At 71.3% G+C, this 24,990-nt stretch carries 27 protein-coding genes; 21 read left to right on the top strand and 6 right to left on the bottom strand.

Annotation, left to right across the window (positions count from 1 at the left end; all coding sequences use genetic code 11):
* Positions 1-26: 26 nt before the first annotated feature.
* Entirely contained in the window at positions 27-2,192 is a 2,166-nt protein-coding gene (gene sucT / locus CKW28_RS10005) for an acetyltransferase SucT (RefSeq protein ID WP_003923496.1), read from the bottom strand.
* Between the two features lie 175 nt (positions 2,193-2,367).
* Here sucT and CKW28_RS10010 point away from each other — a divergent pair, with 175 nt between their 5' ends.
* The 4 genes from CKW28_RS10010 to CKW28_RS10025 all read left to right on the top strand — a co-directional run bounded on the left by CKW28_RS10010 (position 2,368) and on the right by CKW28_RS10025 (position 6,217).
* Positions 2,368-3,714 (top strand): adenosylmethionine--8-amino-7-oxononanoate transaminase, encoded by a 1,347-nt coding sequence (locus CKW28_RS10010; RefSeq protein ID WP_003923497.1) that lies wholly within the window; start codon positions 2,368-2,370, stop codon positions 3,712-3,714.
* Between the two features lie 161 nt (positions 3,715-3,875).
* Positions 3,876-5,018, top strand: a complete 1,143-nt coding sequence (locus CKW28_RS10015) for an 8-amino-7-oxononanoate synthase (protein ID WP_003923498.1) — start codon at positions 3,876-3,878, stop codon at positions 5,016-5,018.
* Complete coding sequence (gene bioD, locus CKW28_RS10020; RefSeq protein ID WP_003923499.1) at positions 5,015-5,707, top strand: dethiobiotin synthase; 693 nt, start codon at positions 5,015-5,017, stop codon at positions 5,705-5,707. The genes CKW28_RS10015 and bioD overlap by 4 nt, the downstream gene beginning before the upstream one ends.
* Positions 5,708-6,217 (top strand): 2'-5' RNA ligase family protein, encoded by a 510-nt coding sequence (locus tag CKW28_RS10025; protein WP_003923500.1) that lies wholly within the window; start codon positions 5,708-5,710, stop codon positions 6,215-6,217.
* A 60-nt stretch (positions 6,218-6,277) separates the two neighbouring features.
* Here CKW28_RS10025 and CKW28_RS10030 read toward each other — a convergent pair whose 3' ends face one another.
* Entirely contained in the window at positions 6,278-6,868 is a 591-nt protein-coding gene (locus CKW28_RS10030) for a TetR/AcrR family transcriptional regulator C-terminal domain-containing protein (RefSeq protein WP_003923501.1), read from the bottom strand.
* Between the two features lie 49 nt (positions 6,869-6,917).
* Here CKW28_RS10030 and bioB point away from each other — a divergent pair, with 49 nt between their 5' ends.
* Genes bioB through CKW28_RS10045 form a run of 3 tightly spaced genes read left to right on the top strand, consistent with a single transcriptional unit; the run spans position 6,918 to position 8,826 of the window.
* Positions 6,918-7,913 (top strand): biotin synthase BioB, encoded by a 996-nt coding sequence (gene bioB / locus CKW28_RS10035; protein ID WP_003923502.1) that lies wholly within the window; start codon positions 6,918-6,920, stop codon positions 7,911-7,913.
* An 11-nt stretch (positions 7,914-7,924) separates the two neighbouring features.
* Positions 7,925-8,116, top strand: a complete 192-nt coding sequence (bsaP, locus tag CKW28_RS10040; RefSeq protein WP_003923503.1) for a biotin synthase auxiliary protein BsaP — start codon at positions 7,925-7,927, stop codon at positions 8,114-8,116.
* Positions 8,113-8,826 (top strand): DUF2567 domain-containing protein, encoded by a 714-nt coding sequence (locus CKW28_RS10045; protein WP_003923504.1) that lies wholly within the window; start codon positions 8,113-8,115, stop codon positions 8,824-8,826. The genes bsaP and CKW28_RS10045 overlap by 4 nt, the downstream gene beginning before the upstream one ends.
* On the opposite strand, the gene CKW28_RS10050 is transcribed toward CKW28_RS10045, so the two are convergent.
* Both CKW28_RS10050 and CKW28_RS10055 read right to left on the bottom strand, forming a co-directional pair.
* Entirely contained in the window at positions 8,762-10,111 is a 1,350-nt protein-coding gene (locus tag CKW28_RS10050; protein ID WP_003923505.1) for a lipase family protein, read from the bottom strand. The genes CKW28_RS10045 and CKW28_RS10050 overlap by 65 nt on opposite strands.
* 60 nt (positions 10,112-10,171) lie before the next feature.
* On the bottom strand, positions 10,172-10,867 hold the full coding sequence (locus CKW28_RS10055; protein WP_003923506.1) for an NUDIX hydrolase: 696 nt from the start codon (positions 10,865-10,867) through the stop codon (positions 10,172-10,174).
* Between the two features lie 48 nt (positions 10,868-10,915).
* Here CKW28_RS10055 and nadA point away from each other — a divergent pair, with 48 nt between their 5' ends.
* Genes nadA through nadC form a run of 3 tightly spaced genes read left to right on the top strand, consistent with a single transcriptional unit; the run spans position 10,916 to position 14,405 of the window.
* Entirely contained in the window at positions 10,916-11,950 is a 1,035-nt protein-coding gene (gene nadA / locus CKW28_RS10060; protein WP_003923507.1) for a quinolinate synthase NadA, read from the top strand.
* Positions 11,947-13,539, top strand: a complete 1,593-nt coding sequence (locus tag CKW28_RS10065) for an L-aspartate oxidase (protein WP_061252304.1) — start codon at positions 11,947-11,949, stop codon at positions 13,537-13,539. The genes nadA and CKW28_RS10065 overlap by 4 nt, the downstream gene beginning before the upstream one ends.
* Entirely contained in the window at positions 13,539-14,405 is an 867-nt protein-coding gene (gene nadC, locus CKW28_RS10070) for a carboxylating nicotinate-nucleotide diphosphorylase (protein ID WP_003923889.1), read from the top strand. The genes CKW28_RS10065 and nadC overlap by 1 nt, the downstream gene beginning before the upstream one ends.
* 21 nt (positions 14,406-14,426) lie before the next feature.
* Here the strand turns inward: nadC and CKW28_RS10075 are convergent, their stop codons facing one another.
* Positions 14,427-14,810 (bottom strand): nitroreductase family deazaflavin-dependent oxidoreductase, encoded by a 384-nt coding sequence (locus CKW28_RS10075; protein WP_003923888.1) that lies wholly within the window; start codon positions 14,808-14,810, stop codon positions 14,427-14,429.
* A gap of 35 nt (positions 14,811-14,845) precedes the next feature.
* On the opposite strand from CKW28_RS10075, the gene hisD reads away from it, so the two are divergent.
* The 8 genes from hisD to hisI are packed head-to-tail and all read left to right on the top strand — an operon-like array spanning position 14,846 to position 21,319.
* Positions 14,846-16,192, top strand: a complete 1,347-nt coding sequence (gene hisD, locus CKW28_RS10080; protein WP_040546012.1) for a histidinol dehydrogenase — start codon at positions 14,846-14,848, stop codon at positions 16,190-16,192.
* Entirely contained in the window at positions 16,189-17,337 is a 1,149-nt protein-coding gene (locus CKW28_RS10085) for a histidinol-phosphate transaminase (protein WP_003923886.1), read from the top strand. Before hisD ends, CKW28_RS10085 begins: the two co-directional genes overlap by 4 nt.
* Positions 17,334-17,960 carry an imidazoleglycerol-phosphate dehydratase HisB gene (gene hisB, locus CKW28_RS10090; protein ID WP_003923885.1) on the top strand — a complete coding sequence of 209 codons (627 nt, stop codon included), beginning with the start codon at positions 17,334-17,336 and terminating at the stop codon, positions 17,958-17,960. Before CKW28_RS10085 ends, hisB begins: the two co-directional genes overlap by 4 nt.
* Positions 17,957-18,589: an imidazole glycerol phosphate synthase subunit HisH gene (hisH, locus tag CKW28_RS10095; RefSeq protein WP_003923884.1), complete on the top strand. Its 633-nt coding sequence runs from the start codon at positions 17,957-17,959 to the stop codon at positions 18,587-18,589. Before hisB ends, hisH begins: the two co-directional genes overlap by 4 nt.
* 15 nt (positions 18,590-18,604) lie before the next feature.
* Positions 18,605-19,351, top strand: coding sequence for a bifunctional 1-(5-phosphoribosyl)-5-((5-phosphoribosylamino)methylideneamino)imidazole-4-carboxamide isomerase/phosphoribosylanthranilate isomerase PriA (gene priA / locus CKW28_RS10100; protein ID WP_003923883.1), 747 nt, complete (start codon positions 18,605-18,607; stop codon positions 19,349-19,351).
* A gap of 5 nt (positions 19,352-19,356) precedes the next feature.
* Positions 19,357-20,178 carry an inositol monophosphatase family protein gene (locus tag CKW28_RS10105; protein WP_003923882.1) on the top strand — a complete coding sequence of 274 codons (822 nt, stop codon included), beginning with the start codon at positions 19,357-19,359 and terminating at the stop codon, positions 20,176-20,178.
* Entirely contained in the window at positions 20,175-20,969 is a 795-nt protein-coding gene (hisF, locus tag CKW28_RS10110) for an imidazole glycerol phosphate synthase subunit HisF (protein ID WP_003923881.1), read from the top strand. The genes CKW28_RS10105 and hisF overlap by 4 nt, the downstream gene beginning before the upstream one ends.
* Positions 20,966-21,319: a phosphoribosyl-AMP cyclohydrolase gene (gene hisI / locus CKW28_RS10115; protein WP_003923880.1), complete on the top strand. Its 354-nt coding sequence runs from the start codon at positions 20,966-20,968 to the stop codon at positions 21,317-21,319. The genes hisF and hisI overlap by 4 nt, the downstream gene beginning before the upstream one ends.
* A gap of 19 nt (positions 21,320-21,338) precedes the next feature.
* On the opposite strand, the gene CKW28_RS10120 is transcribed toward hisI, so the two are convergent.
* The gene (locus CKW28_RS10120; RefSeq protein ID WP_003923879.1) at positions 21,339-21,803 is read right to left on the bottom strand and encodes a peroxiredoxin; all 465 of its coding nucleotides are present in this window, start codon (positions 21,801-21,803) and stop codon (positions 21,339-21,341) included.
* 144 nt (positions 21,804-21,947) lie between these two features.
* On the opposite strand from CKW28_RS10120, the gene CKW28_RS10125 reads away from it, so the two are divergent.
* The 3 genes from CKW28_RS10125 to trpC all read left to right on the top strand — a co-directional run bounded on the left by CKW28_RS10125 (position 21,948) and on the right by trpC (position 24,966).
* On the top strand, positions 21,948-23,474 hold the full coding sequence (locus CKW28_RS10125; protein ID WP_003923878.1) for an anthranilate synthase component I: 1,527 nt from the start codon (positions 21,948-21,950) through the stop codon (positions 23,472-23,474).
* On the top strand, positions 23,471-24,064 hold the full coding sequence (locus CKW28_RS10130; RefSeq protein ID WP_003923877.1) for a TIGR02234 family membrane protein: 594 nt from the start codon (positions 23,471-23,473) through the stop codon (positions 24,062-24,064). The genes CKW28_RS10125 and CKW28_RS10130 overlap by 4 nt, the downstream gene beginning before the upstream one ends.
* Before the next feature lie 83 nt (positions 24,065-24,147).
* The gene (gene trpC / locus CKW28_RS10135) at positions 24,148-24,966 is read left to right on the top strand and encodes an indole-3-glycerol phosphate synthase TrpC (RefSeq protein WP_003923876.1); all 819 of its coding nucleotides are present in this window, start codon (positions 24,148-24,150) and stop codon (positions 24,964-24,966) included.
* The last annotated feature ends 24 nt before the right edge of the window (positions 24,967-24,990 follow it).

Here is a 24,990-nt window from a genome sequence, read left to right on the forward strand (position 1 = left end):
CGGAACCGAGGTCGGCGCGGTGGAGGTCACTGCGGGACCCACCAACCGGTGACGGCAGCGATCTGACGGCCCAGCTCCGGCGCCATACTACGCATGTAGGTGGATGAGAAGTGGTGAGAGTCGTGGTACACCAGCACATTTCCCTCCACCACACGGCAGAAGTCGGGCCGGCACACCGCATCGCTCATGTCCAGCGGTTTGAGCACCGGGTACGTCTCGACCCACTCCAGGGTCGGATTCTCGTCGGAGAGCACCTCGTAGCGCCACATTCCGCAGTGGACCGGGTCGCCGCCGTCGGCCAGGCAGTCGACCGGGTTCTTGGCCCGGCCGCCGTCCTTGGTCAGCCACGGGGTGTCCCGCATCGCCAGCACCGGGATCCCGGCCTCGTTGAGCACCTCCCAGATGCCCAGATAGCCCTCCGGCACCCGGTCACCGTGTCGGGTGTGCCACGGCCGCGTCGAGGTGGTGAAGATGTAGTCCGGCCGGTCGGCGATCAGCTCCGGCAGCACCCGCTCGTTCCAGTCGCGGCACTTCGGGTAGGGCCGGCCGTCACCGGACACCCGCGGCATCTCGTCGGTGGTCAGCGGGCACCCCATCTTCAGGTAGGTGACCACCTTGAAGTGGTGTTTGCGGCCCAACAGATCCAGCGCGGTGATCCAGTGTTCGGCGTGCGACCCGCCGGCCAGCGCGATGGTGCGGCTCGCGGACTCGTCGCCGTAGGTGCACTTGATCACCGAGACGTCGTCGAAGTCGCTGATGCAGCCGTCGATGGTGGAGATCGGCAGGTCCTCGCGGGCTTCGTGCACGGAGGGCCGCATCGGCAGTTTGGCCACCCGGGCGCCCTCGGTGAGCGCCCGGGCGCCCGGATAGTCCCGCGCCGCCAGCCCCGACAACTCCTTGCCGCTGGCCCGCTGCAGCGAGACGTGTTCCCGCCAGGTGAACGACGTGGCGGTGAGCGCCACGCCCAGCAGCGCGACCACCGACCCCAGCACCATGGTCGGCCGGCGCAACCGCGTGCGCAGCGGCGGCTTCACCGGGACCACGACGTCCGCGGCGGGTTTGCGGTAGCGCAGCGGATCCTCGACCAGTTTGGTGGTCAGCCACGCCAGCACACCGGACACCAGCAGGATGACGGCGCCCTCGACGAAGTTGACCCCGGAGTTGCCGGTGTAGGCCAGCCAGAAGATCAGCAGCGGCCAGTGCCACAGATACAGCGAGTACGCGATCGATCCGAGGGTGACGAACGGTGTGGTGGCCAGCAGCCGGTTGGGGCCCGGCAGCGGCCCCTGCCAGTTGGCCGCGGACAGGATGAACAAGATGGTGGCCCCGACCGGCACCAGCGCCCACGGGCCCGGGAACTCGTTGACCCCGTCGATGAGGACGCCGCAGGACAGGATCGCCGCCAGCGCCACCGTGGCGGCCAGTGCGCGCAGCCATTTCGGCCAGCGGATGTGGGGGACGAGCGAACCGGCCAGCGCGCCGAGCAGCAGCTCCCACGCGCGCGCGAAGCTGTTGTAGTACGCGGTGGCCTGATCGGTGTTGGTGGCGATGATCGCGTAGACGAACGACGCCACCGTCAGCGCGGTCAGCAGCACCACGAACGCGGCCCGCAGGTGCCGCCGCAGCACCCGCCGGAACAGCACCGCGAAACCCATGACCAGCACGAGGAACGCGATGTAGAACTGGCCCTGCACCGACATCGACCAGATGTGCTGCAGCGGGCTGACCGCCTCACCGGCGCGCAGATAGTCCGACGCGGTGCGTGCGAGCTCCCAGTTCTGGTAGTAGCCGAGGCTTGCCAGGCTCTGGTCAGCAAATGTTTCCCAGCGGGTGGTCGGCTGGATCAGGATGGTCAGCACTGCCGAGGCGGCCAGCACGACGACCAGCGCCGGCAGCAGCCGGCGCACCAGCCGGGTGACCTCCCGCAGCGGTTTCAGCGATGCGCCCGGAGCCAGCACCGCGCGCAGCAGACGGCCGCCGAAGAAGAAACCGGACAGCGCCAGGAAGACGTCGACACCACCGGACACCCGCCCGAACCAGACATGGAAAAGCGCGACCAGCAGGATCGCGACACCGCGGAGGCCGTCCAGGTCATAGCGGTAGAAACCGGAGGTTCCAGGGCCCGTCACAGCAGGCGACGGTGGCCCGGCGACGGCGGAGGCGGCCGGCCGGCTCGAGGACAGGGTCAACATGGTCGCGGGACAATTTACCCAAGAACACCCCCCGGCTCATGCCGCGGGATCGGCACCGCGATACGCCGGCAAACTCCCTGCCCCCGCGCAGCGCGCGACGGACACCGCGCAGCGCGCGCGACGGACACCGCGCAGCGGACAGACGCGGCGCGCACAGCGGATAGGGTCGGTACCCGTGCGAGCGACCCCCGAGGAGCCGAGCGCCGGGCAGGCGGCCCCGCAGAAGTTGACTCCGGAGCAGATCAGGTCGATCGACGCTGCCCACATCTGGCATCCGTACAGCGCGATCGGGACGGCGGCGCTCGCACCGGTGGTCGCCGTGGGCGCCCGGGGTGCGTGGCTGACGGTGGTGGCTCCGGACGGCGGCGACGATGAGCGGCTCGAGGTCCTCGACGCGATGGCGTCCTGGTGGACGTCGATACACGGGCACGGCCATCCGGTGCTGGACCGCGCCATCACCGAACAGCTCGCCACCATGAACCACGTCATGTTCGGGGGCCTCACCCACGAGCCGGCGGCCCGGCTGGCGCAGCTGTTGGTCGACATCACCCCGGCCGGTCTGGACACCGTGTTCTTCAGCGACTCCGGATCGGTGTCCATCGAGGTCGCCGTCAAGATGGCGCTGCAGTACTGGCGCAGCCGGGGCCGGCCGTCCAAGCACCGGCTGATGACGTGGCGCGGCGGCTATCACGGGGACACCTTCACCCCGATGAGCGTGTGCGATCCGGACGGCGGCATGCACTCGCTGTGGACCGATGTGCTGGCCGACCAGGTGTTCGCCCCGCAGGTGCCGCGCGACTACGACCCGGACTACACCGCGGCGTTCGAGCGGCAACTGGCCGAACACGCCGACGAACTGGCCGCGGTCATCGTCGAACCGGTGGTGCAGGGCGCCGGCGGGATGCGCTTCCACGACCCGCGCTATCTGAGCGATCTGCGCGAGATCTGCGACCGCCACCGGGTGCTGCTGATCTTCGACGAGATCGCCACCGGATTCGGGCGCACCGGCGCGTTGTTCGCCGCCGACCACGCCGGCGTCACCCCCGACATCATGTGTGTCGGCAAGGCGCTCACCGGCGGTTACCTCACCCTCGCCGCCACCCTGTGCACGAGCCGGGTCGCCCACACCATCAGCAACGGCGAGCCGGGCGCCCTCATGCACGGGCCCACCTTCATGGCCAACGCGCTGGCCTGCGCGGTGTCGGTCGCCTCCACCGAGCTGCTGCTCGCCACCGACTGGCGGGCCCGGGTCACCGCGCTGGAGACCAGGTTGCGTGACGGGCTGGCCCCGGCCCGGGAACTGCGTGGGGTGGCCGATGTGCGGGTGCTCGGCGGTATCGGCGTGATCGAGATGGCCGAGCCGGTCGACATGGCGGTCGCGACCGCCACCGCCCTGCGGAACGGGGTGTGGCTGCGGCCGTTCCGCAATCTGGTGTACGCCATGCCGCCGTATATCTGCACGCCGGAGGAGGTGGACCAGATCGCCTCGGCGATGGTCGAGGTCGCCCGTGCGCTAACCTGAACGGTGTTTAGTTGGGTCGGCCCGCCGACGTGTTTAGTTGGGTCGGCCCGCCGACGTGTTTAGTTGGGTCGGCCCGCCGACGTGTTTAGTTGGGTCGGCCCGCCGACGTGTTCGATGGGACGGCTCGCCGACGGGTGTAATCGGCGCGGGGAGGTTTTTCGGTGACGCGTGCAGGGCTCTCACCCCTGGCCTGGCTCGACGACGTCGAGCGGCAGCGGCGCGCCGCCGGGCTGCGCCGCTCGCTGCGCGCCCGCCCGGCCGTCAGCGATCAGCTCGACCTCGCCTCCAACGACTACCTCGGTCTGGCGCAGCACCCGGACGTCATCGCGGCGGCCGTCGACGCGGTTCGCACCTGGGGCACCGGATCCACCGGATCCCGGCTGGTCACCGGCAACACCGAACTGCACGAGGAGTTCGAGACCGCGCTGGCCGAGTTCGTCGGCGCAGAATCGGCGCTGGTGTTCTCCTCGGGCTACACCGCCAACATCGGCGCGGTCGTCGCGCTGACCGGCCCGGGTTCGCTGCTGGTCTCCGACGCCTTCACCCATGCCTCGCTGGTCGACGCCTGCCGGTTGTCGCGCGCCCGGGTGGTGGTGGCTCCGCACCGCGACGTCGACGCCGTCGACTCCGCTCTGGCCGGCCGTGACGAGGAACGTGCGGTCGTCGTCACCGACTCGGTGTTCAGCGCCGACGGCGTGCTGGCCCCGCTGCGTGAACTCCACGAGGTGTGTCGCCGCCACAATGCGCTGCTGATCGTCGACGAGGCGCACGGTCTGGGTGTGCGGGGCGCCGGTGGGCGCGGACTGCTCGAGGAGGTCGGCCTGGCCGGGGCGCCGGACGTGGTGATGACCACCACCCTGTCCAAGGCACTGGGCAGTCAGGGCGGTGTGGTCCTCGGCCCCGCCGCGGTCCGCGATCACCTCATCGACTCCGCCCGCACGTTCATCTTCGACACCGGCCTGACGCCGGCCGCGGTCGGCGCCGCGCTGGCGGCGCTGCGGATCCTCGCCGCCGAGCCGGACCGGGCCCGGGCGGTGCTGCGCAACGCCGGCCGACTGGCCGACATGTGCGGGGCGGACCGGCCGGATTCCGCGGTGGTGTCGGTGATCCTCGGCGAACCCGAGGTGGCCGTCGCGGCAGCGGCAGCCTGCCTGGACCGCGGTGTGCGGGTCGGCTGTTTCCGCCCGCCCACCGTGCCGGCCGGCACCTCGCGGCTGCGGCTGACCGCCCGGGCATCGCTCACCGAGGACGAGTTGGCCCTGGCGCGACGGGTGTTCGGCGAGGTGCTCGGCGCGCGCCCATGACCGTTCTGCTCATCACCGGTACCGGCACCGGCGTCGGTAAGACCATGACCACCGCGGCGCTGGCCTGCCACGCCCGGCTGGCCGGCATCGACGTCGCGGTGTGCAAACCGGTGCAGACCGGATCCGCCGGACCGGACGGCGGCCCCGGCGACGACGATCTCGCCGAGATCGGCCGGCTCGCCGGGGTGACGGCGCGCTACGGTCGGTGGCGTTACCCCGAGCCGCTGGCCCCGCCGGCAGCCGCGGAGCGCGCCGGCGCCCGGCTGCCCACCCGTTCCGAACTCGTCGGGTTCATCGCGGAGGTCGCCGCCGCCCACCGGCTGACCCTGGTGGAAGGGGCCGGCGGACTGCTCGTCGAACTCGCCGCCGACGGCACCACCCTGCGCGATGTGGCCGTCGACCTGTCCGCCCCGGTGCTGGTCGTGGTGGACGCCGGCCTGGGCACCCTCAACCACACCGCGCTGACGTTGGAGTCCCTTGCGCGCCACGAGGTCCGGTGTGAAGGACTGGCGATCGGGGCGTGGCCCGCGCAGCCCGGGCCGGCGGAGCTGTCCAACCGCGAGGCGCTCGCCCGGATGGCCACGGTGCGGGCCGCCCTGCCGGCCGGGATCGGGACGTTGGGCGACCGGGACTTCGAACGGCTCGCGGCCACCTCGTTCGCGCCGGGCTGGGTGACGGGGCTGGTCTGAATGGTGCACTCGATCGAGTTGGTGTTCGACACGACCGTCGAAACCGCCGTGCGCGACATCTGGTCCACGCTGGCCCGGCACGACCTGCGCAGCCCCGCTCCGGGCAGCCGGCCGCATGCGACGCTGACCGTCGCCGAGCGCATCGACGACGCCGTTCACGAGGCGCTTGCCCCGCTCACCGAGCGGCTGCCGCTGCCGTGTGTGATCGGGGCGCCGCTGATCTTCGGCCGTGGCCGGGCGGTGCTGGCCCGGCTGCTGATCCCGTCCGGCGAGCTGCTCGAACTGCACGCCGCGGTGTACCGGGGCAGCCTGCCGCACCTCACACCGGGGCCGATGCCGCACACCGAACCGGGGCAGTGGACCGGCCACGTCACGCTGGCCCGCCGGGTCGGTCCCGATCAGCTGGCCCGTGCGGTGGAGCTGGCCGGCCGGCCCACCGAGATCACCGGCAGCGTGGTCGGGCTGCGGCACTGGTACGGCGACAAGCGGATCGAGCGGTTGATCGGCTGAGATCCGCGGGACCGCCCCGAGCTCCTGCTGTTCGGATGTTCTCGGGTGCTGTCGGGATGCCTATTCGGACTTGCGTGCCGCGGCGTCGATCTCGGCGGCGATCCCGTTGATCAACAGGTTCAGCCCGAACGCGAACCGGGCGCTGGGGTTGTCGTCGGCGGGCGGTTCGGCGACCTCGGCGCCGGCGGCGTCCCACTGCAGCCGGGACTGCTCGTCACCGGTGAACCCCAACACGTAGTGGACGATGGTGCGGGCGGCCAGCACGGCCCGGCTGCCCTCCAGCCCGGCGGCGGCCGCGGCGGCGGCGAACCGGGCCAGGATCTCGTCGAGCACCCGGGACTGACCGGCGGCGAAGGTCGCCGAGACCAGTTCGGCGCCGTCGGTGTGTGACAGCAGGGCGTCCCGCAGACGGCCGGCCGTCGAGCTGATCCGCTCGGCCCAGCCGGGTTCCGGCTCCCCGGCCGGTACCGGTGTCAGAATGCGGTCGGCGACGGCGCCGAGCAGTTCCTGCTTGTTGGCGAAATGCCAATACAACGCACCGGCGGTGACTCCGAGTTCGCGGGCCAGCCGGCGGGTGGTGAGGTCGGCGATGCCGTAGTTGTCCAGGATCGCGGTCGCCGCGTCGACCACATCGCTTTTGCGCAGCTGCACCCCCGTACTCTAACCTGAACGCTGTTTAGGAGACCGAGGAGGCGTACGGGTGACCGACATTCTGCAGGAGGCTCGGGAACAGGTTCTCGAGCGGGGAGTGGGGCTCGACAAGGAGCAGACCCTGCGCGTTCTGCAGCTGCCCGATGACCGTCTCGACGAGCTGCTCGAACTCGGCCATGAGGTCCGGATGCGCTGGTGCGGACCCGACGTCGAGGTCGAGGGGATCATCAGCCTCAAGACCGGCGGCTGCCCCGAGGACTGCCATTTCTGTTCGCAGTCCGGGCTGTTCGCGTCCCCGGTGCGCAGCGCATGGCTCGACATCGACAACCTCGTGGAGGCTGCCAAGCAGACCGCCAAGACCGGCGCCACCGAGTTCTGCATCGTCGCGGCGGTCCGCGGACCCGATGAGCGGCTGATGGCGCAGGTCGCCGCCGGCATCGAGGCCATCCGCAGCGAGGTCGACATCCAGATCGCCTGCTCGCTGGGCATGCTCACCAAGGAGCAGGTCGAGCAACTCGCCGAGATGGGTGTGCACCGCTACAACCACAACCTGGAGACCGCGCGGTCATTCTTCCCGAACGTCGTCACCACGCACACGTGGGAAGAGCGTTGGGAGACACTGCAGATGGTGCACGAAGCCGGGATGGAGGTCTGCTGCGGCGGCATCCTGGGAATGGGCGAGACGGTCGAGCAGCGCGCCGAATTCGCCGCCGAGCTGGCCGAACTCGATCCGCACGAGGTGCCGCTGAACTTCCTCAACCCGCGGCCGGGAACGCCGTTCGGGGACCTGGAGGTGCTGCCGGCGACCGAGGCGCTCAAGGCCGTCGCCGCGTTCCGGCTCGCGCTGCCGCGCACCATGCTCCGGTTCGCCGGTGGGCGCGAGATCACCCTCGGCGACCTCGGCGCCAAGAAGGGCATGCTGGGCGGAATCAACGCCGTCATCGTCGGCAACTACCTCACCACGCTGGGCCGGCCCGCCGAATCGGACCTGGAACTGCTCGAGGATCTTCAGATGCCGATCAAGGCGCTCAACGCCACTCTGTAAGCCTGTAGGGCATGTACAACGTCTACACCGGGGAGCCGGAGGGCGGTCCGACACCGCCCGCGGCCCAGTTGGGTCTCGAACCCCCGCGGTTCTGTGCCGAATGCGGCCGCCGGATGGTGGTGCAGGTGCGGCCGGACGGCTGGTCGGCGAAGTGCTCACGGCACGGCGTCATCGACTCGGCCGATCTGGAGCCGTACCGATGATCCGCGACGAGGGCCCCGAGACACGTTCCACCGCCGCGCCGGCGCTGACGCACCGCCGCGCGGCCGCCGTCGTGGTCGCCGGACTGACCGGGGCCGGGGTGCTGACCGGGGCGGTGTGGGCGTGGCTGGCGCCGCCGGCCCGTGGCGTCATCGCGTTGAGCCGGACCGGCAACCGGGTCCGCGCCTACCTCGGCGCCGAGGCCGACAACTTCTTCACCGCGGCGTTTCTGATGGTCGGCTTCCTGTCCGCGGTCGCGGTGGTGGCGGCGGTGCTGGTGTGGCAGTGGCGTGCCCACCGCGGACCGCTGATGGCCGCGGCGGTGACGATCGGCGGCGGGTCGGCGGCGGCCGTGGCCACCGGCGTCGGCGCCGCGCTGGTGCGGTGGCGCTACGGCGCGGTGGACGTCGCCGCGGCGCCGGTGACCCCCGAACAGCGGGTGCACTACTTCACCGAGGCGCCGGCGGTGTTCTTCGGCCACACCCCGTTGCAGATCGCGGCCACGATCGTGTTTCCCGCGGCGGTGGGGGCGCTGGTGTACGCCCTGCTGGCGGTGTCGACGGCCCGCGACGACCTGGGCGGCTGGCCGCCGGTGGAGTACGGCCCGGGCGGGCCGCCCGGGCCGTACTCCACCGCGAGCGCCGCTACTACTGGTCGAACCGGGACAGGGGCCGGCGATCCACCCGTCGGCCGGTCAGCACCTTCGCCGTGATCAGACCCAGCCGGAGCATGCCCCGGTAGGTCGACGGGTTGAACATCGTCGGCCATTTGGTGCGGGTCAGGTTGTGCTTGAGCGGCTGGCCGGCGAACCGGTCCCGCAGCCACCGCAACGTCATCGGCGCCGACATCGGATGCAGCAGCATGTGCTCGCTGAACATGTCGCGGTGGTAGGTGACGCGGACGCCGCCCTCGATGTAGGTGTCGGCCAGCGTGTCGATGTCGTCGACCGAGACGATCCGGTCGTGGCAGGCCTGCACCAGCAGCACCGGTGGGGCCGGGATCGCGCTGCCGAGTTTGATCCGGTCGAAGACCCGCTGCATGGCGGGGGTCTGCAGGATCTCCTCGAGCGGCTGGTCGACCAGCTTGCCCATGTCCATGCCGATCATCCGCAACACCGCGTGCGCGGTGGTCATCTTCTCGACCCGCTGCAGCATCGCCTTGCCCGTTTCGGTGGCGTGCTCGTCGATGATCTGGTCGACCTCGGGGAAGATGTGCGCCAGCGCGGCCACCACCATCGCCGGCAGACCCGCGTACAGGCTGCCGTTGAGCCGGCGGAAGGCGCTGCCCAGATCGCCCACCGGAGATCCCAGCACGGCGCCGACCACGTTGAGGTCGGGGGCGTAGTCACGGCACACCTCGGCGGCCCAGGCCGACGCCAGCCCGCCGCCGGAGTAGCCCCACAGCCCGACCGGGGCGTCGACCGCCAGGTTCAGGCGCTCGTAGCCCAGCGCCGCCCGCAGGCCGTCCAGGATGTGGTAGCCGGGTTCCAGCGGAGCGCCCCAGCTGCCGTCCGGGCCCTCGTGGTCGGGGACGGAGACCGCCCAGCCCTCCGCCAACGCGGCGGCGATCAGCAGAAACTCGAACTGGGCCAGCGCGCCCACGGCGCGTGCCCCCCGGCGCAGTGCGTAGGACGGAAAGCACCGGCTGGTGACCGCGTCGATCGCGCACTGGTAGGACACCACCGGGCAGCGGCCGTTCTTGTCCCGTTCGGCGGGCACCACCACGGTGGTGACGGTGGCTCGGGGCCGGCCGTCGAAGCCGGTGGTGCGGTACAGCAGCTGGGTGGCGGTGAACTTCTGCGGGATCAGCCCCATGAACGCCAACTCGACGTCCCGGGATCGCAGCACCGTGCCGGGCCGGGCGTGCTCGAAGCCGGGCGGCGGCTCGTAGAAGGGATCGCGCTCCGGAAGAATCGGCCGGGTGCGCCGCAGTGCCTCGTGAGTCGGGCGGCCGATCCACTCGGCCCCCGTCGATTGCGCCGCGCTGCCCAGGTCCATCCCGGGCATTCTTCCTTAAGAGGTCGGTAAGAATCCAATCCCCTGGTGACCGGGGTGGCATCAGACCGCGGGCGGGCGGAACGCGGCGTATTCGTCGGTGACCCGGTAGCGGTTCTCGGTGAACCGGTACAACGCCGGCGGCCGGCCCCCGGCGCGCCCCGAACGCGCGGTGCTGCCGGTCCGGGTGATGACGTGGCGGCGTTCCAGTACCCGCTGCAGGTTCGTGGTGTCCACCGGGTGACCCAGGGCTGCCGCATAGATGTCACGAAGCGTGGACAGCGCGAATTCTTCTGGTGCCAAACCGAATCCGATGTTCGTATAGGACAGTTTGGCCACCAGCCGACTGCGTGCGTGTTCGACCATCGGACCGTGGTCGAACGCCATCGGGGGAAGTGCGTGGACCGGATGCCAGCGGGTGTCGTCGGGCAGCGCCGGCGATGCGGGGGAGGGCACCAGGCCCAGATAGGTCGACGCGATGGTGCGCACCCCCGGCACCCGGTGCGGGTCGGAGAACACCGCGAGCTGTTCGAGGTGGGCCAGCTCCCGCAGATCGACCTTCTCGGCGAGCTGGCGTCGCACCGAGCTGGTCAGATCCTCGTCGGTGCCCAGCAGCCCGCCGGGCAGCGACCACCTGCCTCGCTCGGGTTCCAGTGCACGCTGCCATAACAGCACGTGAAGGGCGGGTTGCCGGGAATCGAGCCCGCGCACCTGGAACACCACGGCGAGCACTTCATGCTCGGTGCTACTATGTGACATGTTTTCGATTGTAAGTCGAAAACCAGCGCTGGCAGAGGGGACCGCCAAATGACTGTGCTTGACCAACGGCTCTCGCACGACGACGCCTCGGACTGGGAGGCTTCGGCGCCGGACGTCGAGCCCACCGCGGAGTGGGCCGCCGAGATTCGCCGCCTGGCCGATGCGCGCGGGGCGACGCTGCTGGCCCACAACTACCAGCTGCCGGCGATCCAGGACGTCGCCGACCACGTGGGTGACTCGCTGGCGCTGTCGCGGATCGCGGCCGAGGCGCCGGAGGGCACCATCGTGTTCTGCGGTGTGCACTTCATGGCCGAGACCGCCAAGATCCTCAGCCCGGACAAGACCGTGCTGATCCCGGACGCGCGGGCCGGCTGCTCGCTGGCCGACTCGATCACCGCCGAGGATCTGCGGGCCTGGAAGGCCGAGCATCCCGGCGCGGTTGTGGTGTCCTACGTCAACACCACCGCGGCCGTGAAGGCCGAGACCGACATCTGCTGCACGTCGTCGAACGCCGTCGACGTGGTGCGGTCGATCCCGGCCGACCGGGAGGTGCTGTTCTGCCCGGACCAGTTCCTCGGCGCCCATGTGCGCCGGGTGACCGGCCGGGAGAACATGCACGTGTGGGCCGGCGAATGCCACGTGCACGCCGGCATCAACGGTGAGGAGCTGTCCGATCAGGCCCGCAGCCACCCGGACGCCGAACTGTTCGTTCATCCCGAATGCGGTTGTGCCACCTCGGCTCTCTACCTCGCCGGCGAGGGCGCCTTCCCGGCGGAGCGGGTGAAGATCCTGTCCACCGGCGGCATGATCGACGCGGCGCGGCAGTCGCAGGCCCGGCAGGTGCTGGTCGCCACCGAGGTCGGCATGCTGCACCAGTTGCGCCGGGCCGCACCGGAGATCGACTTCCGGGCGGTCAACGACCGGGCATCGTGCCGGTTCATGAAGATGATCACCCCCGGTGCGCTGCTGCGCTGCCTGCAGGAGGGGCGCGACGTCATCGAGGTCGACCCGGAGATCGCCGAGAAGGCCCGCCGCAGCGTGCAGCGCATGATCGAGATCGGACAGCCCGGAAGCGGCGAATGATCCACCGCTTCGGTTGCGGCGGAAGCGGATCGGTGGCCTGGCAACAACGGGCCGATGTGGTGGTGATCGGGACCGGGGTGGCCGGTCTGGTGGCCGCCCGGGCGGCCGGGCGCGCCGGCCGCCGGGTGGTTGTGCTGTCCAAGACCGACGACATCGGCCAGACCGCGACCCGTTACGCGCAGGGCGGCATCGCGGTGGTGCTGCCCGACACCGACGACTCGGTGGACGTGCACGTCGCCGACACACTGGCCGCCGGCGGCGGGCTGTGTGACCCGCGGATCGTGCGCTCGATCGTCGCCGACGGCTACGCGGCCGTCTGCGACCTCATCGGCGCGGGCGCCCGGTTCGACCGGGCCGCGTCCGGGGGCTGGGCCCGCACCCGCGAGGGTGGCCACACCCGGCGCCGCGTCATCCACGCGGGCGGCGACGCCACCGGAGTCGAGGTGCAGCGTGCGCTGGAGGCCGCCGCGGCGGGGCTGGACATCCGGTGCCGGCATCAGGCCGTGCAGGTGCTGGTGCGGGACGGCGCGGTGGCCGGGGTGCTGGTGCGCAACGACGACGGCCTCGGGGTGCTGCACACCCCGGCGGTGGTGATCGCCACCGGCGGGCTCGGACAGCTCTACACCGCCACCACCAACCCGGACGGGTCCACCGGTGACGGGGTGGCGCTGGCGCTCACGGCCGGCGCCGCGGTCAGCGACCTCGAGTTCATCCAGTTCCACCCGACCATGCTGTTCGACGGGGCGTCCGGTGGGCGCCGCCCGCTGATCACCGAGGCGGTGCGCGGTGAGGGCGCCACCCTGGTCGACGCGCGCGGCGAGCCGGTCATGGCCGGGATCCACCCGATGGGCGATCTGGCGCCGCGCGATGTGGTGGCCGCCGCGATCGAGGCCCGGCTGGCCGCCACCGGCGACCCCTGCGTGTTCCTCGACGCCCGCCGCGTCGCCGACTTCCCACGGCGGTTCCCGACCGTGACCGCGGTGTGCCACGCGGCCGGCTGCGACCCGGTGCGCCAACCGATCCCGGTGGTGCCCGGCGCCCACTACAGCTGCGGCGGCATCGACACCGACGATCAGGGCCGCAGCACCGTGCCCGGACTGTTCGCGGCCGGGGAGTGCGCCCGCACCGGGATGCACGGCGCCAACCGGCTGGCGTCCAACAGCCTGCTGGAGGGACTGGTCATGGGCGCCCGTGCCGGCCGGGCCGCCGCCGGCCACGCCGCCGCGGCCGGGACCGTCGTCGCGGTGCCGCCGGCCGACACCGCGCAGCCCGCGGTCGATCGGACCGAGCTGCAGCGCGCCATGACCCGGCACGCCTCGGTCATGCGCGACGGCGCCGGCCTGACCGAACTCGACGCGCTGCTCGCCACCGCCCGTCCCCGTCCGGCCCGGCGCCGGGCCGACATCGAGGACATCGCGCTGACCCTGACCGCCCGGGCGGTCGCCGTGGCGGCGCGCGAACGCACCGAAACGCGCGGATGCCACCACCGCGCCGACCATCCCGACACCGATCACGCCCAGGCCGTGAGCAGCGTGGTGCGGCTCGACCACGGCCGGCTGATCACCGACGCACCGGTAGGAGCGGCCTGATGCGGCTCACCGACACCGAAGTGGCCGAAGCACGCGTGACCATCACCCGCGCGCTCGACGAGGATCTGCGGTACGGACCCGACATCACCACCACGGCCACCGTGCCGGCCGACGCCCGCACCACCGCGTCGATGGTGGCCCGGGAGCCCGGTGTCGTCGCCGGGATCGACGTGGCGCTGCTGGTCCTCGACGAGGTGCTCGGCCCGGACGGATATCAGGTGGTGCACCGCGTCGACGACGGCGCCCGGCTGGCGGCCGGCGGGGCGGCGCTGACCGTGCAGGCACCCACCCGGGGGCTGCTCACCGCCGAACGGACCATGCTCAACCTGGTGTGCCACCTGTCCGGCATCGCGACCACCACCGCGGCCTGGGTGGCGGCGGTCGAAGGGACCAAGGCCCGGATCCGCGACACCCGCAAGACCCTGCCCGGGCTGCGGGCGCTGCAGAAGTACGCGGTGCGGGTCGGCGGCGGCGTCAACCACCGGATGGGACTCGGGGACGCGGCGCTGATCAAGGACAACCACGTCGCGGCGGCGGGCTCGGTGGTGGCCGCCCTGCGGGCCGTCCGCAGCGCGGCGCCGGATCTGCCGTGTGAGGTCGAGGTCGACTCGCTCGAACAGCTCGACGAGGTGCTGGCCGAGGACCTGGGCGAGGAGGCGTTGATCCTGCTGGACAACTTCCCGGTGTGGCAGACCCAGATCGCGGTGCAACGGCGTGATTCCCGGTCGCCGGAGACCAAACTCGAATCCTCGGGCGGCCTGGCGCTGGAGAACGCCGCCGACTACGCGGCCACCGGGGTGGACTATCTGGCCGTCGGCGCGCTCACCCACTCGGTGCGCGTGCTCGACATCGGCCTGGACGTGTGAGAGGCGGATCGCACGGCGCCGTCAGGCGATGTCGGCCACGAACACCGCGCTGTTCTTCGCCTGCAGCCGCGCGAAGCCCGGCAGCGCCGCCACCTCACCGCCCGGCGGCACGATGCGCGGATTCACCACGTGCCATTCGCGTCCGCGCACCACGACGTCGGCCTCGCCCGCGGCCAACACGTTCTTGACCCAGTCGGTCTTGCCGTGGCCGAGCACGATCGCCAGCTCATTGCCCCTGCGGTAGGTGGTGACGACGGTCTCGTAGTCCCGGCCGGACCGCCGGCCCCGGTGTCTGAGCAACGAAAGCCCAGGTAGCCGACCGGCGAACGGTTTGATCACCGGGTTGAAGTATCTGATCTGGATGCGGTCCAGCCAGGGCGGGAACATCCGCGGCAGGTCGGTCATAACGGCTCCGAATCCGATTTGGCGGTTCTGGGACAATGAACGTTGTGAACGTATCGCGCCCCGTCCTGGCCCGCATCGACTTGCGCGGCACCAACCAGTCGGCCGGCCGGTTGCGCACCGTGCTGCCCCGCGGCGTGGTGGACGTCGAGTCCGTGCTGCCCAAGGTGCGCCCCATCGTCGAGGCGGTCGCCGAACGTGGCGCCGAGGCCGCGCTGGAATACGGCCGGTCGTTCGACGGGGTGCGCCCGGCGGCCGTGCGGGTCCCCGCCGAGGCGCTGCGGACCGCCCTGGTGGAACTGGACCGTGACGTGCGCACCGCGCTGGAGGTGGCGATCGAACGGGCCCGCGCGGTGCACGCCGATCAACGCCGCACCGACACCACCACCACGCTGGGGCCCGGAGCGACGGTGACCGAACGCTGGGTGCCGGTCGAACGCGTCGGCCTGTACGTGCCGGGCGGCAACGCCGTCTACCCCTCCAGCGTCGTGATGAACGTGGTTCCGGCCCAGATCGCGGGGGTGGAGTCGCTGGTGATCGCCAGCCCGCCGCAGGCCGCGCACGGCGGTCTGCCGCACCCGACCATCCTGGCCGCCGCGGCGCTGCTCGGTGTCGAGGAGGTGTGGGCCGTCGGCGGGGCGCAGGCCGTCGCGCTGCTGGCCCACGGCGGCACCGACGCCGATGGCGCCGAACTGCTACCGGTGGACATGATCACCGGGCCGGGCAACATCTACGTCACCGCCGCGAAACGGTTGTGCCGCTCGCTGGTCGGCATCGACGCCGAGGCCGGCCCCACCGAGATCGCGATCCTGGCCGACCACTCTGCCAACCCGGCTCATCTGGCCGCCGATCTGATCAGCCAGGCCGAACACGATGAGATGGCCGCCAGCGTGCTGGTCACCGCGGACGTCGGGCTCGCCGACGCCACCGATGCCGCGGTGGCCGAGCAGCTGGCGACCACCGTGCACCGGCAGCGGGTGGAGACCGCACTGCGCGGCCCGCAGTCGGCGATCGTGCTGGTCGACGACCTCGACGCCGGCATCCGCACCGTCAACGCCTACGCCGCGGAACATCTGGAGATCCAGACCGCCGACGCGGCCGCGGTGGCCGCCCGGATCCGTTCGGCCGGGGCCGTCTTCGTCGGCCCGTACTCACCGGTGAGCCTGGGCGACTACTGCGCCGGCTCCAACCACGTGCTGCCCACCGCCGGGTCCGCCCGGCACTCCAGCGGATTGTCGGTGCAGACCTTCCTGCGCGGCATCCACGTGGTGGAGTACACCGAGGCGGCGCTGAAAGACGTCTCCGGGCATGCGATCACGCTCGCGCAGGCCGAGGATCTTCCGGCGCACGGGGAGGCCATCCGGCGGAGGTTCGAACAATCATGAGCATCCCCGGTCGCGATGTGACGCTCGCGGATCTGCCGCTGCGGGAGAACCTGCGGGGCAAGAGCCCGTACGGGGCGCCACAACTCGAGGTTCAGGTGCGGCTGAACACCAACGAGAATCCGCACCCGCCGTCGCAGGCGCTGATCGACGACCTCACCGCCGCGGTCCGCGCGGAGGCCGCGCAACTGCACCGCTATCCGGACCGGGACGCGGTCGCGTTGCGCACCGATCTGGCGGAGTACCTGAGCAGTCAGACCGGCGTGCAGCTGGGAATGGAAAACCTCTGGGCGGCAAACGGTTCCAATGAGATCCTGCAGCAGCTGCTGCAGGCCTTCGGGGGTCCGGGCCGCCGCGCGATGGGCTTCGTGCCGTCGTACTCGATGCACCCGATCATCTCCGACGGCACCCAGACCGAATGGGTGCAGGCCGCCCGCGCCGCCGATTTCGGGCTCGACGTCGACGTCGCCGTCCGCGCCATCACCGAGCAGCGGCCCGACGTGGTGTTCGTGGCCAGCCCGAACAACCCGTCCGGGCAGAGCGTCACCCCCGACGAACTGCGGGCGCTGCTCGACGCGATGCCGCGCGGCATCCTGATCGTCGACGAGGCCTACGGCGAGTTCTCGTCGCAGCCCAGTGCGGTGGGACTGATCGCGGACTATCCGACCAAGCTGGTGGTGAGCCGCACGATGAGCAAGGCCTTCGCGTTCGCCGGCGGGCGGCTCGGCTATCTGGCGGCCGCGCCGGCGCTGATCGACGCGCTGCTGCTGGTGCGGTTGCCCTACCACCTGTCCTCGCTCACCCAGGCGGCCGCCCGCGCCGCGCTGCGCCACGCCGACGACACCCTGGCCGGCGTGGCCACCCTGATCGCCGAACGGGAGCGGGTGTCGGAGGAACTGCGGCGGATGGGTTTCCGGGTGATCCCCAGCGATGCGAACTTCGTCCTGTTCGGTGAGTTCGCCGACGCCCCGGCGACGTGGCAGCGCTACCTCGACGACGGGGTGCTGATCCGCGACGTCGGCATCCCCGGCCATCTGCGCACCACCATCGGCCTGGCCCACGAGAACGACGCGCTGCTGGCCACCAGCGCCCGCCTCGCCGCCACCGAACTCAAAGCAGCCCCCAGCAGCCCGATTGGAGCCCCGTGACCGACATCCTGACCGGCGCCCGCCGCGCGCGCGTCGAACGCACGACCACCGAATCCGAGATCGTCGTCGAACTGGATCTCGACGGCACCGGCGTCGTCGACGTCAGCACCGGGGTGCCGTTCTTCGACCACATGCTGACCGCGCTGGGCAGTCACGCCAGTTTCGACCTGACGGTGCGGGCCCGCGGTGACATCGACATCGAGGGCCACCACACCATCGAGGACACCGCGATCGTGCTCGGTCAGGCGCTGGGGCAGGCGCTCGGCGACAAGAAGGGCATCCGCCGGTTCGGTGACGCGTTCATCCCGATGGACGAGGCGCTGGCGCACGCCGCGGTCGACCTGTCCGGCCGGCCGTACTTCGTGCACACCGGTGAACCGGAGTACATGGTGGAGTTCACCATCGCCGGATCCGCCGCGCCGTACCACACCGTGATCAACCGGCACGTGTTCGAGTCGCTGGCGTTCAACGCCCGGATCGCGCTGCACGTGCGCACGCTGTACGGTCGCGATCCGCACCACATCACCGAGGCGCAGTACAAGGCGGTCGCCCGCGCGCTGCGGCACGCGGTCGAACCCGACCCCCGGGTGAGCGGCGTGCCGTCGACCAAAGGTGCCCTGTGACCGCGGGTTCCAAGCGGAAGACGGTCGCCGTCCTGGACTACGGCTCGGGGAACCTGCGGTCGGCGCAGCGGGCGCTGGAGCGGGTCGGCGCCGACGTCGAGGTGACCGCCGACGCGCAGGTGGCGTTGTCCGCCGACGGTCTGGTGGTGCCCGGGGTCGGTGCGTTCGCCGCCTGCATGAGCGGACTGCACGCCGTCGGCGGGGACCGGATCATCGCCGAGCGGGTGGCCGCCGGCCGCCCGGTGCTGGGGGTGTGCGTCGGCATGCAGATCCTGTTCGCCCGCGGGGTGGAGTTCGGCGTGGAGTCCCGCGGCTGCGGTCAGTGGCCCGGTTCGGTGGTGCGACTGGACGCGCCGGTGGTGCCGCATCTGGGCTGGAACGTCGTCGACGCCCCGGCCGGCAGCCGGTTGTTCGCCGGGCTGGACTCCTGCACCCGGTTCTACTTCGTGCACTCCTACGCTGCCCAGCAGTGGGAGGGTGATCCGGCGGCCCTGCTCACCTGGTCGACGCATCACGTGCCGTTCCTGGCGGCGGTGGAGGACGGTCCACTGGCCGCCACCCAGTTCCATCCCGAGAAGAGCGGCGACGCGGGGGCCACACTGCTGGCCAACTGGGTCGCCGGTATCTAGGTAAGGTTGCGCTCCGTGTCATTGATTCTGTTGCCTGCCGTCGACGTGGTCGACGGTAAGGCGGTGCGATTGGTCCAGGGACAGGCCGGCAGCGAGACGGAGTACGGATCCGCGCTGGACGCCGCGCTCGGCTGGCAGCGCGACGGCGCCGAGTGGATCCACCTCGTCGACCTCGACGCGGCGTTCGGCCGCGGCTCCAACCGCGAGCTGATCGCCGAGGTGGTCGGCCGGCTCGACGTCGCAGTGGAACTGTCCGGCGGCATCCGCGACCACGAGTCGTTGCAGGCGGCGCTGGCGACCGGCTGTGCGCGGGTCAACCTCGGCACCGCGGCGCTGGAGGATCCGCAGTGGTGCGCCGAGGTGATCGCCGAACACGGCGACAAGGTGGCCGTGGGCCTGGACGTCAAGATCGACCCCTCGCACCCGGAGTCCCGGCACCGGCTGCGGGGCCGCGGCTGGGAGTCCGACGGCGGTGACCTGTGGGAGGTGCTGGAACGGCTGAACCGCGAGGGCTGCTCCCGCTACGTGGTCACCGACGTCACCAAGGACGGCACCCTCAAGGGGCCGAACCTGGAGCTGTTGAAGGCGGTGTGCGATCGCACCGACGCCCCGGTGATCGCCTCCGGCGGGGTGTCCAGCCTCGATGACCTGCGTGCCATCGCCGCCCTGACCGACCGCGGGGTCGAGGGGGCGATCGTCGGCAAGGCGTTGTACGCGGGACGGTTCACATTGCCGGAGGCCCTGGCCGCGGTGAGGCAGTAGCGGCGATGGCGCTGGACGACGCCGACCTCGAGGCGCTGGTCTCGCAGGCCGCGAAGATCCTGGACGCCGCGTCGGTGCGGTTCGTCGAAGGACACCGGGCCGACTCGGCGGTGCCCAAACAGGGCAACGACTTCGCCACCGAGGTGGATCTGGCCATCGAGCGGCAGGTGGTGGAGGCCCTCACCGGCGCCACCGGCATCGGGGTGCACGGCGAGGAGTTCGGCGGCGCCGACGTGACCTCGCCGCTGGTGTGGGTGCTCGACCCGATCGACGGCACCTTCAACTACGCCGCCGGGCTGCCGCTGGCCGCGATCCTGCTGGCGCTGCTGCAGGACGGCGAACCGGTCGCGGGGCTGACCTGGATGCCGTTCACCGACCAGCGGTTCACCGCGATCGCCGGAAAACCGTTGTATCTCAACGGTGTCGAACAGCCGAGGCTGTCCGACGCCGGGCTGGCCGACTGTGTGGTGGGTACCGGCACCTTCAACGTGGACTCGCGCGGACGGTTTCCGGGGCGGTACCGGGTGGCGCTGCTGGAGGCGCTGAGCCGGCGGTGCAACCGGATCCGGATGCACGGGGCCACCGGTGTGGACCTGGCCTACACCGCTGCGGGAATCCTCGGCGGGGCAATCAGTTTCGGCCACCACATCTGGGATCACGCGGCCGGTGTGGCGCTGATCCGCTCGGCCGGCGGGGTGGTCACCGACCTGGCCGGGGCGGACTGGACCATTCACTCGCAATCGGTGCTGGCCGGAAATCCCGGCGTGCACGCCGAGTTGCTGGAGATCGTGCAGTCGGTGGGGGACCCGGAGGACTATCGGAGATGACAGACAACACCGCTGACCGCAAACTCGCGGTGCGGGTGATCCCGTGCCTCGACGTGGACGCCGGCCGGGTGGTCAAGGGCGTGAGGTTCGAGAACCTGCGCGACGCGGGCGACCCGGTCGAACTCGCCGCCGTCTACGACGCCGAGGGCGCCGACGAACTGTGCTTCCTGGACGTCACCGCGTCGTCGTCGGGCCGGTCCACCATGCTCGACGTGGTCCGGCGGACCGCCGAACAGGTGTTCATCCCACTCACCGTCGGCGGCGGGGTGCGCTCGGTCGCCGATGTGGACACCCTGCTGCGGGCCGGCGCGGACAAGGTGTCGGTGAACACCGCCGCGATCGAACGCCCCGAGCTGCTGTCCGAGCTGGCCCGACAGTTCGGTTCGCAGTGCATCGTGCTGTCCGTGGACGCCCGCACCGTGCCCGAGGGCTCCCCGCCGACGTCGTCGGGGTGGGAGGTCACCACCCACGGCGGCCGCCGCGGCACCGGTATCGACGCGGTGGAGTGGGCGGTGCGCGGCGCCGAACTCGGTGTCGGCGAGATCCTGCTGAACTCGATGGACCGGGACGGCACCAAGGACGGATTCGACCTGCCGATGCTGCGCGCGGTCCGCGGCGCGGTGAGCATCCCGATCATCGCCAGCGGCGGCGCCGGTGCGCTCGAGCACTTCCCGGCGGCGGTGCACGCAGGCGCCGACGCGGTGCTGGCGGCCAGCGTGTTCCACTTCCGGGAGCTGACCATCAAGCAGGTCAAGGAGGCCATGGCGGCCGAGGGGATCACGGTCCGGTGAGCCTCGACCCGGCGATCGCCGCCCGGCTCAAACGCGACGCCAACGGGCTGTTCGCCGCCGTCGCGCAGGAGCGCGGCACCGGGAAGGTGCTGATGGTGGCGTGGATGGACGACGAGGCCCTGGCCCGCACGCTGCAGACCCGCCGGGCCACCTACTATTCGCGCTCACGCCGGCGGCACTGGGTGAAGGGGGAGACCTCCGGGCACACCCAGTACGTGCACTCGGTGCGGTTGGACTGCGACGGTGACACGGTGTTGCTGGAGGTCGACCAGGCCGGCGCGGCCTGCCACACCGGCGAGCACAGCTGCTTCGACGCCGACCTGCTGCTCGGTCCCGAAGAGCAGCGCTGACCGGTTGCGGGTTGACCGGTCAGGCGGACTGGCGGTCGCGCAGTGCGGCGAGCGCCTTCTCGGCGTGCACCGCCATGTTCAGCTCGCTGGCGATCACCTCGAGCACGGTGCGGTCGGTGTCGATGACGAACGTGGTGCGCCTGACCGGCAGCAGCTTGCCCAAGATGCTGCGCTTCACCCCGTACCGGCGCGCCACCGCGCCGTCCCGGTCCGACAGCAGCGGGAACTCGAAGTTCTCGATGTCGGCGAACTTGGCCTGCTTGGCGACGGGGTCGACGCTGATCCCGACCGGGGTGGCGCCCGCGTCGGCGAAGTCGGCCGCCAGGTCGCGGAAATGGCGGGCCTGCTTGGTGCAGCCCGGGGTCAACGCCGCCGGATAGAAGAACAACGCCACCGGGCCGGCGGCGAGCAACGTGCTGAGACTCTGCACCGCACCCGTCTGGTCGGGAAGTTCGAACTCGGGTGCCGGCTCGCCTGGTTTCATGCCTCTCACGCTACGCCGGTGGCCGACGACGGGTCCGCCGAACACCGCGGTGAGAAGACGGTCTGAAACGCGGTCCGGAAAGGGTGGTCCGGAAAGGGCGGTCTGGAAAGGTCGCCGTGACGGGTGGTCTGGAAAGATGGATGTGTGCAGACCACCGCAAACCTCGCCGGGACGATCAGCCGCGAGGAGTTCCGGGCGCTGGCCGCCGAGCACCGCGTGGTGCCGGTGACCCGTAAGGTGCTCGCCGACAGCGAGACACCGCTGTCGGCGTACCGCAAACTGGCCGCAAACCGTCCCGGGACGTTCCTGCTGGAATCCGCCGAGAACGGCCGGTCGTGGTCGCGCTGGTCGTTCATCGGCGCGGGCGCACCGTCGGCGTTGACGGTGCGCGACGGCGAGGCCGCGTGGCTGGGGACGACCCCGCAGGATGCGCCGCAGGGCGGCGATCCGCTGCGGGCGCTGCGCGCGACCCTGGAACTGTTGAAGACCGAGCCGCTGCCCGGCCTGCCCCCACTGTCCAGCGGGCTCGTCGGTTTCTTCGCCTACGACCTGGTCCGGCGCCTGGAACGGTTGCCCGAGCTGGCCGTCGACGACCTCGGGCTGCCGGACATGGTGCTGCTGCTCGCCACCGACATCGCCGCGGTGGACCACCACGAGGGCACGATCACGTTGATCGCCAACGCGGTGAACTGGAACGGAACCGACGAGCGGGTCGACTGGGCCTATGACGACGCGGTGGCCCGGCTGGACGTCATGACCGCGGCGCTGGGCGAGCCGTTGCCGTCGGCGGTGGCGACCTTCAGCCGGCCCGAGCCGAGGTACCGGGCGCAGCGCACCGTCGAGGAGTACACCGCCATCGTCGAGAAGCTGGTCGGCGACATCGAGGCCGGGGAGGCCTTCCAGGTGGTGCCGTCCCAGCGGTTCGAGATGGACACCGACGCCGACCCGCTGGACGTGTACCGCATGCTGCGGGTGTCCAACCCCAGCCCGTACATGTATCTGCTACACGTGCCCGACGACGCGGGCGGGCTGGACTTCTCCATCGTCGGATCCAGCCCGGAGGCGCTGGTCACCGTCAAGGACGGGCGGGCCACCACCCATCCGATCGCCGGCACCCGGTGGCGCGGCGCCACCGAGGAGGAGGACGTCCTGCTCGAGAAGGAACTGCTCGCCGACGAGAAGGAACGCGCCGAGCATCTGATGCTGGTCGACCTCGGCCGCAACGACCTGGGCCGGGTCTGCCGGCCCGGTACGGTGCGGGTGGAGGACTACAGCCACATCGAGCGCTACAGCCACGTCATGCACCTGGTGTCCACCGTCACCGGAGAACTGGCCGAGGGGAAGACGGCACTGGACGCCATCACCGCCTGCTTCCCGGCCGGCACGCTGTCCGGGGCGCCGAAGGTGCGGGCGATGGAGCTCATCGAGGAGGTGGAGAAGACCCGCCGCGGACTGTACGGCGGCGTGCTGGGCTACCTCGACTTCGCCGGCAACGCCGACTTCGCGATCGCCATCCGCACGGCGTTGATCCGCAACGGCACCGCCTACGTGCAGTCCGGCGGCGGGGTCGTGGCCGACTCCAACGGTCCCTACGAGTACAACGAGGCCGCCAACAAGGCCCGCGCGGTCCTGCACGCGATCGCCGCCGCCGAGACCCTGTCGGAACCGTGATCCGGGTCGGGCAGGTCCTGCTGGTGCTCGCCGCGGTGGGGCTGTGGGTGGCGTCCCGGATGACCTGGGTGCAGGTCACCACGTTCGACGGGCTCACCCATCCGAAGACCACGCCGGTCGACGGGGTCACCTGGTCGACCGCGCTGGTTCCGCTGGCCCTGCTGTCGCTGGCGGCGGCCGTCGCGGCGCTGGCGGTGCGGGGGTGGGCGCTACGTCTGCTGGCGTTGCTGGTGGCGCTGGCCGGCGCGGGGATGGCCTATCTGGGCATCAGCCTGTGGGTGGTTCCCGATGTGGCGGTTCGCGCGGTGCACCTCGTCGAACTGTCGGTCATCGACCTGGTGGACAGTCAGCGGCTCTACGGCGGTGCGGTGGTCACCGTGGCGTCGGCGGTGGGCGCACTGGTCGCCGCGGTGTTGCTGATGCGCGCGGCGGCGAAGCCCGCGTCCGGCGCAGCAAAGTATGCGGCGCCGGCGGCCCGGCGGGCCGCGGCGCGCCGGGATTCGTCCGACAGCGCGATGTCGGAACGCACGATGTGGGACGCTCTCGACGAGGGGAGGGACCCGACCGATCCGGACAGCATGGGTCGGTGACAGACGGCGGTTCGGTGGCGGCTACCCTTCGAATGTGACGTGCCGGGAGCTCCCCGGCCGGGTGTGAAGGGATTGGACGGATCATGAGTTCGGCAAACGTGCTCGACTCCATCATCGAAGGGGTCCGTGCTGATGTTGCCGCTCGTGAGGCCGAGATCAGCCTGGCCGAGATCAAGCAGCGCGCCAAGGATGCGCCGCCCCCGCTGGACGTGATGGCCGCGTTACGCGAGCCTGGCATCGCCGTGATCGCCGAGGTGAAGCGTGCCAGCCCGTCGCGCGGCCAGCTCGCCGCGATCTCCGACCCCGCCAAGCTGGCCCGGGCCTACGAGGACGGCGGTGCGCGGGTGATCAGTGTGCTCACCGAGCAACGCCGGTTCCACGGGTCGCTGGCCGACCTGGACGCGGTCCGCGCCGCGGTGTCCGTCCCGGTCCTCCGCAAAGACTTCATCATCCGGCCCTACCAGATCCACGAGGCCCGCGCCCACGGCGCCGACATGCTGCTGCTGATCGTCGCCGCGCTGGAACAGCCGGCGCTGGAGTCGATGATCGAGCGGACCCACTCCCTCGGGATGACCCCGTTGGTCGAGGTGCACACCGAAGAGGAGGCCGACCGCGCGCTGCAGGCCGGCGCGAAGGTGATCGGTGTCAACGCCCGCGATCTCAAGACGCTGGAGGTGCACCGCGACTGCTTCGCCCGGATCGCCCCGGGGCTGCCGTCCGATGTCATCCGGATCGCCGAGTCGGGCGTCCGCGGCCCCGCGGACCTGCTGGCCTACGCCGGCGCCGGAGCCGATGCGGTGCTGGTCGGCGAGGGGCTGGTCACCAGCGGTGACCCGCGCAGCGCCGTGGCCGACCTGGTGACCGCAGGCCGTCACCCGTCCTGCCCGAAACCAGCCCGCTGAGCGGCGATGGGCCGCTGGGCGAAG

Source organism: Mycolicibacterium thermoresistibile (genome assembly GCF_900187065.1).
Classification (GTDB): domain Bacteria; phylum Actinomycetota; class Actinomycetes; order Mycobacteriales; family Mycobacteriaceae; genus Mycobacterium; species Mycobacterium thermoresistibile.